10 protein-coding genes are annotated in these 14,342 nt (G+C 67.3%); all 10 read right to left on the minus strand.

The window, feature by feature from the left end:
• Positions 1–18 precede the first annotated feature (18 nt).
• Positions 19–1,398 (minus strand): 5-methylcytosine restriction system specificity protein McrC, encoded by a 1,380-nt coding sequence (locus tag C566_RS0118770; RefSeq protein ID WP_018775900.1) that lies wholly within the window; start codon positions 1,396–1,398, stop codon positions 19–21.
• The gene (locus C566_RS0118775) at positions 1,391–3,622 is read right to left on the minus strand and encodes an McrB family protein (RefSeq protein WP_018775901.1); all 2,232 of its coding nucleotides are present in this window, start codon (positions 3,620–3,622) and stop codon (positions 1,391–1,393) included. The genes C566_RS0118770 and C566_RS0118775 overlap by 8 nt, the downstream gene beginning before the upstream one ends.
• A gap of 69 nt (positions 3,623–3,691) precedes the next feature.
• A complete protein-coding gene (locus C566_RS0118780; protein WP_018775902.1) occupies positions 3,692–3,988 on the minus strand; it encodes a hypothetical protein in 297 nt (98 codons plus the stop codon).
• A gap of 59 nt (positions 3,989–4,047) precedes the next feature.
• Positions 4,048–4,479, minus strand: a complete 432-nt coding sequence (locus tag C566_RS0118785) for an acyl-CoA thioesterase (protein WP_018775903.1) — start codon at positions 4,477–4,479, stop codon at positions 4,048–4,050.
• Positions 4,480–4,607: 128 nt separating this feature from the next.
• Positions 4,608–6,683: an ABC transporter transmembrane domain-containing protein gene (locus C566_RS0118790; RefSeq protein ID WP_018775904.1), complete on the minus strand. Its 2,076-nt coding sequence runs from the start codon at positions 6,681–6,683 to the stop codon at positions 4,608–4,610.
• Positions 6,680–8,413, minus strand: a complete 1,734-nt coding sequence (locus C566_RS0118795; protein WP_018775905.1) for an ABC transporter ATP-binding protein — start codon at positions 8,411–8,413, stop codon at positions 6,680–6,682. The genes C566_RS0118790 and C566_RS0118795 overlap by 4 nt, the downstream gene beginning before the upstream one ends.
• A gap of 279 nt (positions 8,414–8,692) precedes the next feature.
• Positions 8,693–10,744 (minus strand): MDR family MFS transporter, encoded by a 2,052-nt coding sequence (locus C566_RS0118800; protein ID WP_018775906.1) that lies wholly within the window; start codon positions 10,742–10,744, stop codon positions 8,693–8,695.
• Between the two features lie 103 nt (positions 10,745–10,847).
• A complete protein-coding gene (locus C566_RS0118805; protein WP_026266850.1) occupies positions 10,848–11,333 on the minus strand; it encodes a MarR family winged helix-turn-helix transcriptional regulator in 486 nt (161 codons plus the stop codon).
• A 233-nt stretch (positions 11,334–11,566) separates the two neighbouring features.
• Positions 11,567–13,243, minus strand: a complete 1,677-nt coding sequence (locus tag C566_RS0118810) for a thiamine pyrophosphate-binding protein (RefSeq protein ID WP_018775908.1) — start codon at positions 13,241–13,243, stop codon at positions 11,567–11,569.
• Entirely contained in the window at positions 13,240–14,319 is a 1,080-nt protein-coding gene (speB, locus tag C566_RS0118815) for an agmatinase (protein ID WP_018775909.1), read from the minus strand. Before speB ends, C566_RS0118810 begins: the two co-directional genes overlap by 4 nt.
• Positions 14,320–14,342: the final 23 nt, after the last annotated feature.

Consider the following 14,342-nt stretch of genomic DNA (forward strand, 5'->3'; position numbering starts at 1 on the left):
CGACCAGGAGGAATCCGCCTAGCCGGCGGACCTGTCGATACTGGCCTGCCGGAGCACTTCGCCCCAGGACTGCTGGGCAAGATCTGCCACGGCGGCCAGGATTTCCGACGGCGGCAGCGACAGATCCAGCGGGAACTCGACAATGTCGATGTCGGTATTGAGAATCCGGCGCAGCTTGATTTCCCCGGCTCCCGGATAAACGATCCACGCCGTCGGCACCCGCAAGGATGTGCAGTAGGCCAGCATCCGGTAGTGGTCGCCCGAGAGGGACGCGCCGACGTCGGCCGCGGCCTTGTACTTGGCGTCGTACACCATCACGGGCCGGCCGCCGAGGAAGTGGACGGCACCGGGCTGCACCACAATGCGGTCCGAGTCGCGGACGGCCTCGTTCAGCAGTGCGTTGTAACGCAACCGCATTTCTCCGGGGTAGGCGGCCATGGCTTCGCGCAGGGCCGTCCCCACGAAGTCCTCGAACACCTTTGCCATGTCCACCACGAACGACGCCGACTGCTGCTTGCCGTCGCCGGCCTCCGCCGAGGCGTTCCGCAGGATCAGTTCGGCGAGCCTGAGAGCGGCGTGGTAGCGGGTGTTCATCCGGCTGGGCCGCCACTGCGGCAGCGGCGCGCCGGACTGAAGGCGCGTCACGGCGTCGAGCTTTCCCTTGAGCTGGCGCAGGCGGCTCAGGACCTCCGGCCGCACCCGCGGCACCTGGGACATCCGTTCCAGCGCGGCGCGCAGAATCCGGTTCTCCGCGATGTCCTCGGTGAACTCGTCATAGGAGACTTCCAGCGGGACCAGCATGCCGGGACGGCGGGAAATCTGGTCCGACATCCGGATCCGGCCCTTGACGGTCCGGAGGGATTCTTCCACCATGAGGTACCCCTGCAGCACGCCGCGGCTCAGCGCCCGGTCCGCGAGCTGCGCCAGGGATTCGGCCAGGGCGCTCCAAAGGTCCGTATGCTCCACAGCGGCGACGGACTCGTCCCGGAACCCTTGGTCCCCCGCGTAGCCGAGCAGGAACAGCAAACGGCTCAGCCCGAGCCGACCCTTCGGCCGCACCTCCAGCTGCACAGCGGGGGTGCGCACCGACCCGACGGTGCCCACCGGTTCGATCCGGTACAGTCCCATGCCCATCGGCGAGGCCTTCGCCAGGCCGCTGGCGTTGACGTAGGCGGCAGTGTCCGGATCAAGCCGCTCCACGACGCCGACGGAGAGTTCGTCGAGGACAATGTGCCGGCAGTTCTCCGCGGCGCCGCCGCGCCCGGATGAACCGGGTCCGGATGAACCGCGCCCAACCGTCCCGCGGTCCGAGGCCTTGCGGTCCTGCGCATCGCGGTCAGCACTGCGGTCCGAGGCATTGCGGTCCTGCGCTACGGCGTCCCCGGCCAGCCTAGGCATGCGCCAGGCGGCCCAGGAGTTGTTCCAGTCCGAACCGTTCCTCCAGCTGGGCGCGGTTGAGCTGGCCGTGGTAGTGCTCCTCCAGCAGCGGCATGAGCTCGTACTTCCAGATTCTGCGCAGGCCCTTGGGCGTCTGCGCGGACTTCTTCATGAAGTAGGAGGGCCCGATCATGAGGTCGCGGTCCCACTCATCAATCGCGTCGTTCAAAGCGTCAAGCAGCAGGGCGGGCGTCGTGTCCAGGTCGCGGGCCTGGAGGAATCGCAGCAGCGAGCCCTTCACGGGTTCCGTCTTCGGGTGCAGCTCGATGAAGGAGAAGCGCCGCCGGATGGCCGCGTCCATCATCGCGATGGAACGGTCCGCGGTGTTCATGGTGCCGATGATGTACAGGTTGTCCGGCAGGGTGAAGGGCTCGTTGGGGCTGTACTGCAGGTAGATGCGGTCGTCGCGGTATTCGAGCAGGAAGTACAGCTCGCCGAACACCTTGGCGAGGTTGGCCCGGTTCATCTCGTCGATGATCAGGAAGTACGGTTTGCTCTCGTTTCCGGGCTTGGCCGCTTCCTCGGCGAGCCGGCGCAGCGGGCCCGCCACGAGCTTGAAGGACACCTGGCCCTCATCCGTCTTGTCCGGGCGGAAGCCTTCGAAAAAATCCTCATAGGCGTACGACGGGTGGAATTGGACCAGCTTGACCCGCTCGTCCGTGGTGTCGCCCGCGAGCTCGGCGGCGAGGTGTTTGGCGAGGTATGTCTTGCCCGTTCCCGGCGGACCGTAGAGCACCAGCTGCCGGTTCTCCTCGAGGAGTTCGGCGATTTCCTGCAACGGCTCCAGGTCCATGTGCAGGGACGCGGCGAACTCCGGCGTCAGCGACCGGAACCCGTCACAGACCGGTTCGACGGCGGCATCCGGCGCGGCGCCGTCGCCGTCCTCGGCTTCCGCTTCGGCCGGCAGCAGAGCCTCAAGCGCCTGGATCACGCGGGTGATGTCCACGATGTTGCCGGAAGTGGTCAGCTGGCGCTGCACGTGGCGGGGCAGCCCCGTAGCGTCATGTTCCTCATCGAACCAGCGGACCTTGCGGCGGAGCTGGCGGTTGTCTTTGGCATGCTCAGGTTCGCCGAGGACCACGCCGATCCGGACCTTGCCCGAGCTCTGGTAGAGCGCGAGGTCGCCCGGTTTCATGACGGTCAGGAAGGCGAAGACTGCGGTTTTGGTGTCCTCACGCTCCACATAGCCGAGGTGCTTGTAGTCCTCGTCAACCGCGTTCTGGACCAGCCCCGCGGTAACGCCGGGGTCCAGCAGGCGGAGATGTTCGACGTCGAGCGTCACCGCTTCCTCGTCCCGCCACTCCCCCAGCAGCTCGGCGTTGTCGTGGTGGGTGCGCAGGAGCCAGGCGCGACGGCCGGGGTCGCCGACCTTCCGCCACTGGCTCACCAGCTGGCGCGAGTACCAGTCGATCCGCTGCCCGGCCTGCTGGTCCAGGTGCAGGCGGATCCGGTGGATGTCCGCCGAAATGTCCTCGTCGCTGTCCCCCTTGGCCCCGCCCACCAAGGAAGCGAAAGCGTCGCGGATCTCCTGCCGTTCGACATCGGCCACCACGGGTTCGAAGTAGCTGGGCCAGACCAGGAACTCAATGCTGCGGCGGATGGCCGGCTGGTCATCCGGGGTCCCGGCGACCAGCCGGTGGAAGGCCAGCGGATCCTTGACCGCGGCCTGGACGACGTGGGCCGGCCGCTGTGCGACGTGCTGCACGAAGCGGCAAAGCCATTTCAGGTGGTCCCAGATGGTCCAGTTGAATTCCGCGGTGCGGTCCCGGATCACGCCGTGGTCCGTCATGCCCGCATAGAGCTCGTCGGGGAGCTCCAGCGCAGGCTCCAGCCACGACGCCGCCTCGGCGACGCGCGCCCGCTTGACCTTCAGCGACTTGACCTCGTGGGCCAGCGGCAAGGACTGGAGGAAGAGCAGCTCCACGGCCAGTTGCTTCGCCCCGCGGCTGGCGTCTTCCAGGTTCTGGCGCAGGTTGGTCATCATCGGCGCCTTGGGATCTGGAACGCCCCGTTCGAGGCGTTCCAGCAGCTCTGCGGCAGCCTGGACGGACCAAGTTTTGGTTCGGCCGTCCAGGGGGGACGCCTTGCCGAGCAACCCCGGGCCCAGCACAAACCACGCCGCGTCTTCAATCTCCTTGGAGATACCGAGGGCGCGGTGCAGGGCAGGCTTCTTGGTTGGGGTCATACGTTCAATTTACAGGCTTAAACTGAACGCGCCCATTTAACGCCGGCCCCTAAACTACCGGCCAGTAGATTATGGTCGGGCGGGCAGCAGACCCGATTTCGCGCCGGGCCCGCGCTTCACGCCGAAGGTGAAATACGTGGCCGGACCGATGAAATTCACTAGGGTGGCAAGCCGCCACATGGCCTTGCTGCCGCGAATCTGCGCAGCCGGGCGTCGGCTGATGTCCGTCTGGGCCGCGACCAGCAGCGAGAGTTGGACGATGGCAGCGGAGATGGTTCCGAACCGTGCCATCGGCGAGAGTTCGTTCCACTTCTTCTTGCGTGTGTGCTTCTTGTGCATGTTCTGGCCCATGTTCACAACGACCACGCCTCCTTATGCGTCGGGATTGTTCATTCTAGGAGCCGGGCCGAGCACCGGGGTAGAGGCTATTGGACCGGGTGGGCGCGGGTGTAGGGGGCCATCCGGTCCTTCTGCTCCGGCGTCAGCCGCAGCACCCGGCCGGTTGCCTCGTCCACGAAGGCAAGATGGCTCGTGGCCCGGACGCAGTCCTCCCGCGTGACGGGATCCTGCACCAGGTAGTGGATGTCGAAGCTGGCGCCCTTGACCGCCCCGATCCACAGTTGGACCACGGCGGGCACGTTCCGGTATTCAAGGGTCCTGACGTACCTGATCTTGTGCTCGACCACGAGTGCCAGCGTCCCTTCCGGAATTTCATTGAAGAGCGGCACCAAGGGTTCGGTTCCCGGCAGCCCGGGACCCCTGGGCGGGCCGAAGGCCGCGATCCGTGCTTCTTCGAGGATCCGGACAATCTGCACGTTGTTGATATGCCCGTAGGCATCCATGTCGCTCCAGCGCATCGGCACCTCCACCTCGAGGCGCCGAGGCTCCGTGGCTGTGATCTCCCCAGCGGGGCCGTCCCCAGCGGGGCCGTTCCCCGCGCGGCCATTCCCGGCGGCTGCGCCCTCCCCGGCGGGGCCTGCGGCGCTCAGCTGTGCACCGCCGTCGCGTCCTCCGCGGAATCCGCCAAGGAGGCGTCCGCGTCCTCGCCGGCGAACTGGGACATGTACAGCCGGTAGTACGCGCCCTGCAGGGCCAGCAGTTGGGCGTGCCGGCCCTGCTCGACGATCTGCCCGTCCTCCATGACAAGGATGGTGTCCGCGTCACGGATGGTGGAGAGGCGGTGGGCGATGACGAAGCTGGTGCGTTCCGTCCGCAGTGCCGCCATGGCCTTCTGGACCAGGGCTTCGGTACGGGTATCCACGGAACTCGTGGCCTCGTCCAGGATCAGCAACGACGGGTTCGCCACAAAGGCCCGGGCGATGGTGATCAGCTGCTTTTCGCCGGCACTGACGTTGTTGCCCTCTTCGTCGATCACCGTGTTGTAGCCGTCCGGCAGCGCCCGGACGAAGCGGTCCACGAACGTGGCCTTGGCCGCCGCCATGATCTGCTCTTCGGTGGCGTCCAGCTTGCCGTAGCGGATGTTCTCGTAGATGGTTCCGCCGAACAGCCAGGCGTCCTGCAGCACCATACCGACCTTGGCACGCAGCTCTGAACGGCTCAGCCGGGTGATGTCCACACCGTCCAGGGTGATGCTGCCGGCGTTGAGTTCGTAGAAGCGCATCACGAGGTTGACGAGGGTGGTCTTGCCCGCCCCGGTCGGTCCCACGATCGCGACCGTGTGACCGGGCTCGGCCGTGAAGGACAGGTCCTCGATCAGCGGCTTGTCCGGCGTGTAGCTGAAGGTGACGTGCTTGAACTCGACGTGTCCGTCGGTCTTGGCCGGGAGGTGCTCGGTGGCGGTCTCGGCGTCCTGTTCGTCGGCGTCGAGGAATTCAAAGACCCGCTCGGCGGAGGCGACACCGGACTGCAGCATGTTGGCCATGCCGGCCATCTGGCCCAGCGGCTGGGTGAATTCGCGCGAGTACTGGATGAACGCCGTGGCGTCGCCCAGGCTCATGCTGCCCGAGGCCACCCGCAGCCCACCGACGACGGCGATCCCCACATAGCTGAGGTAGGAGACAAACTGCATGACCGGCATGATCATGCCGGAAACGAACTGGGCCCCGAAGCTGGCCTTGTAGAGTTCCTCGTTGCGCTCGTCGAAGCGGGCCAGCATGTCCGCGTCGCGGCCGAACACGCGGACGAGGTCGTGGCCGGAGAACGATTCCTCGATCTGGCCGTTGAGCTCGCCGGTGTTCTTCCACTGAGCGGCGAAGAGCTTCTGGCTGCGGGCGCCAATGATGCCGGCGGCCACCCCGGAGAGCGGCAGGGCGACGAGCGCGATCAGGGCCAGCTGCCAGGACACGATGAACATCATGATCACGATCCCGATGACCGTCAGGGCCGAGTTCACGAGCTGGGCGAAGGCCTGCTGGAGCGCCTGCTGGATGTTGTCGACGTCGTTCGTGACGCGGGAGAGGATGTCGCCGCGCTGGCGGGTATCGAAGTAGTTCAGCGGCAGCTTGTTGAGTTTCTTCTCGGTGTCATCGCGCAGCGTGCGGACCACGCGCATGACCAGCACGTTCAGGACATAGCCCTGGAGCCACAGGAAGATGTTGGCGACGAAGTACATCACCAGCACCACGCTGATGAGGAACGCGAGCTTCTGGAAATCGATGCCCGCGCCCGGCACGACATCCATCTTCGAGAGCATGTCGGCGAAGTTGTCCTGGCCCTGGGAGCGCAGTCCTTCGATGAACTGCTCCTTGGTGGCCCCTGCCGGGAGCTGCTTGCCGACCACTCCGGCGAAGATCACGTCCATCGCCTGGCCCAGGATCCTCGGGGCAATGACGTTGAGGACGACGGCGACCGTCACCATGGCGAGCACGGCGATGATGCCGGCGCGCTCGGGCTTCAGCAGCCCCATGAGCCGTTTGGCCGAAGGCCAAAAGTGCTGGGCTTTCTTGGCCGGCACGGCGCCGAACATGCCGCCGTCGGCCTCGCCGGGAGTGTACTCCTCCTCGAGGAAGTCATCCTCGATCAGGTCGGTTGCGTCCGTCCCTGCTGCGGCCTGGTCGGCTCCGTTGGCCGAAGTGGTGGAGACTTTCTCGTTGGTGCTCATGCCACTGCCTCCGCGCTCAGCTGGGATTCGACGATTTCCTGGTAGGTGCTGGAGCTTTCCAACAGTTCCTCATGTGTTCCGCGGTCCACGATCCTGCCGTTGTCCAGCACGAGGATCTGGTCCGCATCGGCGATGGTGGAGACGCGCTGGCCGACGATGATCACCGTGGCATCGGCCGTCTTGGCCTTGAGCGCCCGGCGGAGCCTGGCATCGGTGGCGACGTCGAGGGCCGAGAACGAGTCGTCGAACAGGAAGACCTTGGGTTCGGTGACGAGGGCGCGGGCGATGCACAGCCGCTGCCGCTGGCCGCCGGAGACGTTGGTGCCGCCCTGGGCGATCCGCGCTGCGAGGCCGCCCTTCTTTTCGCGCACGAAGTCCGCGGCCTGGGCGACCGTCAGGGCCTCCCACAGGTCCGAGTCCGTGGCCTCGGGCTTGCCGAAGCGCAGGTTGTGCTCAATGGTTCCGGAGAACAGGTAGGGCCGTTGCGGCACCATGGCCACGCGCTGCGTGATCTCGGCCCGGTCCAACTGGGTGACGGGGACGCCGTCGAGCAGGACCTCGCCCGACTCGGCGTCGTAGAGCCGCGGGAGCAGGGCCAGCAGGCTGGATTTGCCGGCTCCCGTGGAGCCGATGATCGCCACCGTCTGTCCGGGCTCGGCCGTAAAGCTGATGTTACTGAGCACGGGCGCCTCGGCCCCGGGGTAAGCGAACGTCACGTTGCGGAATTCAACGCGGCCGGCCTTGGCCGCCGGCGTCACCGGCGTGAGCGCTTCATGGATGGAGGGTTCGACGTCGAGCACTTCACCGATCCGGTCGGCGCAGACCGAGGCGCGGGGAATCATCATGGCCATGAAGGTGCCCATCATGACGGCCATGAGGATCTGCAAGAGGTACTGGAGGAAGGCCGTCAGCGAACCGACCTGCATCTCGCCGGCGTCGACGCGCTGGCCACCGAACCAGAGCACGGCCGCCGTGGAGATGTGCAGGATCATGCCGATGGCGGGGAACATCAGCACAAACAGGGAACCGATTTTCAGCGAGACGTCGGTGAGGTCCTTGTTGGCCGCGCCGAAGCGCTCGGCCTCGTGGGGTTCGCGCACGAACGCCCGGACCACCCGGATGCCGATGATCTGCTCGCGGAGGACACCGTTGAGCCGGTCGATCTTCTCCTGCATGGAACGGAAGAGCGGCATCAGGCGGACCACAAGGTAGCCCACCACGACCACGAGCAGGGGCACGGACACCCAGACGAGCCAGGACAGGTTGAGGTCCTCGCGCAGGGCCATGAAGATCCCGCCGATGCACATGATGGGCGTGGCCACCATGAAGTTCAGCGCCATGAGCATGAGCATCTGGACCTGCTGCACATCGTTGGTGCCCCGGGTGATCAGGGTGGGGGCGCCGAAGACGTTGACGTCCCGCGCCGAGAAGCTGCTCACCTTGCGGAACACGCCGCGGCGCAGGTCCCGGCCGAACGCCATCGCAGCCTTCGAGCCGAAGTAGACGCCGGCGATCGCGGTGGCCACCTGGATCAGGGCGACGCCGAGCATGACGCCGCCGGTCCGCCAAATGTAGTCCGTGTCGCCGCGGGAGACGCCCTCGTCGATGATCTGGGCATTGAGGCTGGGCAGGTACAGAGCCGCGATGGTCGAGGCCAGCTGGAAGATGACCACAGCCGCGATGTATGGCAGATACGGCTTGGAATAGCGCCGCATGAGGGTAACGAGCATGCCCACGAGTCCTTTGGGAAGGCCGGACGATACGAAGACCGGAAATGAAGTGAGTTGAAAAGCTGATTGAAGACTATCCGTTGGGGCCGACAGCCTTAGCCACCCAACTCTACGAAATCCCCTGCCCGGGTGGAACACGGGACACTGAAGATCATCCAAACGGTGTAGTTTAGCGGCTGCCGCTGCCTCGCACGCAACCGTCTTGCCGCGCGAAGGGCCCCACTGCCGCCCCTGGGGGGCGGCCGCGGGGCCTCTGCGGTCCGGTGCCGCGAGCCGGCGCTACTGGGTGCGGTGCCGGCCGTGGGTGGCGATGTAGTCGGCAGCCGCGCGCTGCATCTTGCGCTGCTTGGCGAGCTGCCGGCGCAGTGCCGTGAGCTCCTCGGCAGCCCGGGCCTGTTCGGCGGCGATGGCACGCTGCTCGGCGGCCTGCTCGTGCACGGCGCGCAGCGCGTCCGCCAGCAGCAGCTGCTGCTCCGCGAGCAGCTGCTGGGTCTGGAGCATCACAGGTACGACGTCGGCGGCCTCGGGCCGGTCCTCGGCCACCAAGGTCCGGGTCCGCTGGCGGGCGCCGTCGGGGAAGCGGGATTCGGCGCGCTCCCGGCTGAGCACCTCGATGAATTCCCGGTCCAGGTCCACGATGCCGGTTCCGCCGGCGGACGGAGCTGCCACGGCGGCGTCGGTCCCGGTTTTGCCGGTGTTACGGGATTTCCCGGTGTTTCCGGTGTTACGGGTATTCCCGGTGTTTCCGGTGTTGCCGGTGTTGCCCGGCGTCGTGGCCGCGGCACCGGCCATAGCGAGATCCGGGGCGTCCCCTGCAAGTTCGGCGGGTTCCGGCCGAACGTCGACGGTGCGGCGCAGCGGGCGTTCCTTGATGAACAGGATGGCCACCAGCGCCACGAGGCCGACAACTGCAGAGATCAGGAAGACCTCGGCGATCGCGTCACCGTAGGCGGCCCGCATGATGTCGCGGATCGGTGCCGGCATGTCCTTGAGGTCCATGCTGGCCCCCGCGGATCCGGCCGGAACCTGGATCCCGGCGGACGCGAGCCCCTCCACGACGAGCTCCTTGACCCGGTTGCCCAGCACGGCGCCGAGGACCGAGACGCCGATCGCCCCGCCGACGGACCGGAAGAAGGCAACAGAGGCACTGGCCGTGCCGATGTCCTTGGCCTGGACGGTGTTCTGGACGGCGAGGACGAGGTTCTGCATCAGCAGGCCCAGGCCGACGCCGAGGATGGCGGTGTAGATACCGGTCAGCCACAGGTCAGTGGTGTGGTCCATGCTGCCGGCCAGGCCCAGGCCGCCGATCAGCAAGATGGCGCCGGCCACGAGGTACCGCTTCCACTTGCCGGTGCGGCTGATCAGCATGCCGGAGGCAACCGACCCGATCAGGTTGCCGGCGATCATGGGCAGCGTGAGCAGCCCGGCCTCGGTGGGGGTGGCGCCGCGTGCCACCTGGAAGTACTGGCCAAGGAAGGTCGAGGAGCCGAACATGCCCACGCCGACGGCCACCGAGGCGAGGATCGCGAGGGCGGTGGTCCGCTCCGAGATGATCTTGAGCGGGATGATCGGCTGGGCGACCCGGGATTCCACCAGCACCAGCAGGCCCAGGAGCAAGACGCCGCCGCCCACCATGGCCACCGTCTGCCACGACCACCAGTCGTAGTAGTCGGGGTTACCGGCGAAGGAGACCCAGATGAGCAGCAGGCTGACGCCGGAGGTCAACAGGATGGAGCCGAGCCAGTCGATCTTGGCGGGGCGCTTGACGTGCTGGATCTTCAGGGTGACCTGCAGCAGGATCAGCGCGACCACCGCGAGCGGGACGCAGACGAAGAAGGTCCAGCGCCACCCCAGCGGGCTGTCGACAATGAAGCCGCCGAGCAGCGGGCCGCCTGCCGTGCCCACGGCCATGACGCCGCCCATGTAACCGGAGTACTTTCCACGGTCACGCGGCGGGATCATGGAGCCGATGATGGCCTGGGCAAGGGCGGTGAGCCCGCCCATGGCGATGCCCTGGATGACACGGGCGGTCAGCAGCAGCGGGATGGTCTCGGACAGGCCGGCCATGACGGAGCCGGCCACGAAGATCACGATGCTCAGCTGGACGAGGACCTTCTTGTTGAAGAGGTCCGCGAGCTTGCCCCAGATCGGGGTGGTTGCCGCGTTGGCCAGGAGCGCGGCGGTGATCACCCAGGCGAAGTCCGTCTGGGTGCCCTTGAGCTCGGACATGATGGTGGGCAGCGCGTTGGCGACGATCGTGCTGCTCAGGATGGCGGTGAAGAACGCCGCCAGCAGCCCGGTGAGCGCCTCCATGATCTGGCGGTGGGTCATCGCCACAGGTTCTGCGGCGGTCTGGGATGCGCGGGATGCCCCCTGCGCAAGGTCGGACGGGGCCGGGGACGGCCCTGTGGCGGCGGCGTGGCTAGCCATATATCTACTCCTCAACAATTTCGGTCGTCTTCGTGGGTCCGGCCGTCGTTGCCCGGGCTGAGGTCCTGAGGGACTCAGCAAGTTTTTCGAGGGTGCGCGCCGTCAATTCGACGTCGTCCTGGCTCCAGTCCCGCAACAGGTCCTGGATGGTGGCCGTCCGCTGGTCCTCGATGACACGCAACTTTTCCGTGCCGGCGGCGGACAGGGCGATCAGCTGCGCGCGGCCGTCTTCCGGGTCCGGCCGGCGGACCACATAGCCGTGCTCTTCGAGGTCGGCGATGTGCCGACTGAGGACCGGGGCGCTGACGCCGAGCCGCTCCGCAAGATGCGTGGCCCGGGATTCGCCCTCCCCCACAAAGCGCAGAACGCCCTGCAGCGCCACTCCGGTGTCCTGCCCGCGCAGGCTGGCGGCGGCAACGCAGCGGACCGCGCGCTGGAGGTCGAAGATCTGGTACACGAGTTTGGCTGCAGCGTTGGATTCAACTGACATGATGGACACCCCTCTTTTGTTTGCCCAAGGCAACTATATACGAAATTGGTTACTTCGGGAAACTAACTCTCTCGTGGGAGGTGCCGCGCGGCTCCTAAAGGGCGCTTAAATGCCGAACGCGGACCGGCCGGGCCTGCCCCTCGCGTGAGGGGCAGACCCGGCCGGGTCCGCGCTGTGCAGTGCTGTTACTGAAGTGCTGTTACTGAAGTGCTGCCGTGTTGTTGAGGTCCCGGCTACGTGGCCAGGTGGGTGGGGCCGAACATGTGGAGCAGGGTTTCGACGACGACGACGTTGGGGCCGTCCGCGGCGAAGCCCGCCCTCAGGGCGTCCCCGACGCCCTCCGGGGCCACCCGGACGGCCGGGACGCCGAAGGACTCTGCCAGTTTGACGAAGTCGGGCCGGGCGAGCTCGGTGGCCGTGGCCTTGCCGAAGGCGCCCACCATGTATTCGCGCAGGATGCCGTAGCCGCCGTCGTCCACAATGAGCCAGGTGACCGGGACGTTGTGCTGCTTGGCGGTGGCGAGCTCGGAGATGGAGTACATCGCCGAGCCGTCGCCGGAGACGGCCAGCACTCTGGCGTGTCCGGCAGCTGCGCCGGCGGAAGTGCCGGTGGTTTCGAGCCCGACGGCGCCGCCGATCGCCGCGGGGAAGCCGAAGCCCAGCCCGCCGGCGCCCTGCGCGGAGTGGAACTGGCCCTCGCGCGCATCCCAGCAGCTCCAGCCCCAGTAGGCCGAGATGGTCATGTCCCAGAACGTCTGCATGGCCGCGGGAACGGCCTCACGGATGTCGGCCATGAACTTCAGTTCCTTGCCGAGGTCCTGGGACTCGAGGCGGGCCTTGACCTTGGCCAGGGTGTCCTTGACGAGCACCTCGGGAGCCGTGCCGTGCCAGTCGGCGCGTTCGCCGTGCGGTTCGGTCAGGGCGGCGTCGAGCGCGGCTAGGGCCTGGCCGGCGTCCGCCCGGATGCCCAGACCCGGACGGTTGGACTCCAGGACGCGGGGTTCGGCGTCGATCTGGATGATCCTGCCGCGCGGTTCAAAGGTGAAGTAGTTGGAGGTGACCTCGCCCAGGGAGGAGCCAATGACGATCAGCACGTCGGCGTCCTCGAGCACCTCCGTCATGTACTGGTCCTCGATCCAGGACTGCAGCGAGAGCTCATGGTTCCAGGGGAACGCGCCGTTGCCGCCCGGGGTGCAGATCACCGGCGCCCGCAGCTTCTCCGCAATCGAGAGCAGCGACATTTCGGCCCGGCCGCGGCGGGTGCCGCCGCCGGCGATGATGGCGGGACGTTCCGCCGTCGAGAGCCATTTCACGGCTTCGCGGACCAGTTCCACGCGGGGCGGGTTGTCGGCCGCTTCGGCGAGGGCGTCCTCCACGGGAGGCACCATGATGGGATCCAGCAGGACGTTCTGCGGGATTTCGAGCCACACGGGGCCCTGCGGCGAGGAGATCGCCTCGGTCCAGGCATCCTGGATGGCCGAGGGGATGCCGGAGGCGTGCTGGATCAGCCGCTGGGATTTGGTGACGTTCGCGGCCGAGGCCTTCTGGTCATCGAGCTGGTGCAGCATGCCCTTGCGCCGGGCGCCGAGGCCCTCGAGCGGGATCTGGCTGGCCACGACCACCATGGGAACGCCGGTGGCGTAGGCCTCCTGCAGCCCGGCCAGGGACGTCAGTGCGCCCGGACCGGTGGACAGGAACAGCACGCCGACCTCGCCTGTGGCGCGGGAGTAGCCGTCCGCGGCGAACGCCGAGTTGTTCTCGACCCGGGAGGAGACGAAGTGCAGGTTCCCGCGGCCCATCGCATCGAACAGGCCCAGGGCGTGCTGGCCCGGGATGCCGAAGACCGTCTTGGCGCCGAGCGCCTCAAGGGTCTCGACGACGAGGTCCCCGCCGTTGCGCACGCCGGTCATCGTGATGCCACCGGCGAAGCCACCGGGGAGCCGAAGCCGGCGGTGCGGCGGGATTCCTGGCCGAGGGCTTGGGCCGCGTAGCCGTTCGGGGCGCCGAAGCGGTCCCCTTCGACGGCGCGGTCCGCCATCAGCGTCACGAGTTCGTAGGCGACGTGGCTTGCCGCCACGCCGGTGATCTCGGCATGGTCGTACGCCGGGGCAACCTCGACGACGTCGGCACCGACGAGGTTCATGCCGCGGAACCCGCGGATGATTTCCAGCAGCTCGCGGCTCGTGATGCCGCCGGCTTCCGGCGTGCCGGTGCCCGGGGCGTGCGCGGGGTCAAGGACGTCGATGTCCACCGAAATATAGAGCGGGCGGTTGCCGATCCGGTCCCGGACCTTGGCGACCGTCTCCAGGACGCCCTGGTAGTAGACGTCGGCGGAGGTGACGATGCCGAAGCCGAAGCGGTGGTCGTCGTCGAGGTCCTTCTTGCCGTAGAGCGGGCCGCGGGTGCCGATGTGGCTGATGGCCTCGGTGTCCAGGATGCCTTCCTCGACGGCGCGGCGGAAGGGTGTGCCGTGGGTGTACTCGGCGCCGAAGTAGGTGTCCCAGGTGTCCAGGTGCGCGTCGAAGTGCAGCATGGCAATGGGCCCGCCGGCGCGCTCTGCGGCGGCGCGCAGCAGCGGCAGGGCGATGGTGTGGTCGCCGCCGAGGGTCACCAGCTTGCTGCCGGTCGCCGTCAGGTCCAGGGCATTCTGCTGGATGGTTTCGATGGCGTCGTTGATGTTGAAGGGGTTGACCGCCATGTCGCCGGCGTCGGCAACCTGGATGTTCTCGAAGGGGCTGACGTCCCACGCCGGGTTGTACGGGCGCAGCAGGCGGCTGGCCTCGCGGATGTGGTTGGCCCCGAAGCGGGCGCCGGGGCGGTAGGAGACGCCGGTGTCGAACGGCACGCCGACCACCGTGACGTCTGCCTTGGCCACCTGGTCCAGGCGCGGCAGGCGGGCATAGGTGGCAGCCCCGGCGTAGCGTGGGACGCGGGATGAATCGATGGGGCCAAGGTTGCCATTGGCCTCGATGCGCAGCTCTTCCAAAAGAAGCCTCTCCTTCGAGGATT

Source organism: Arthrobacter sp. 131MFCol6.1, assembly GCF_000374925.1.
In the GTDB taxonomy this organism is placed as follows: domain Bacteria; phylum Actinomycetota; class Actinomycetes; order Actinomycetales; family Micrococcaceae; genus Arthrobacter.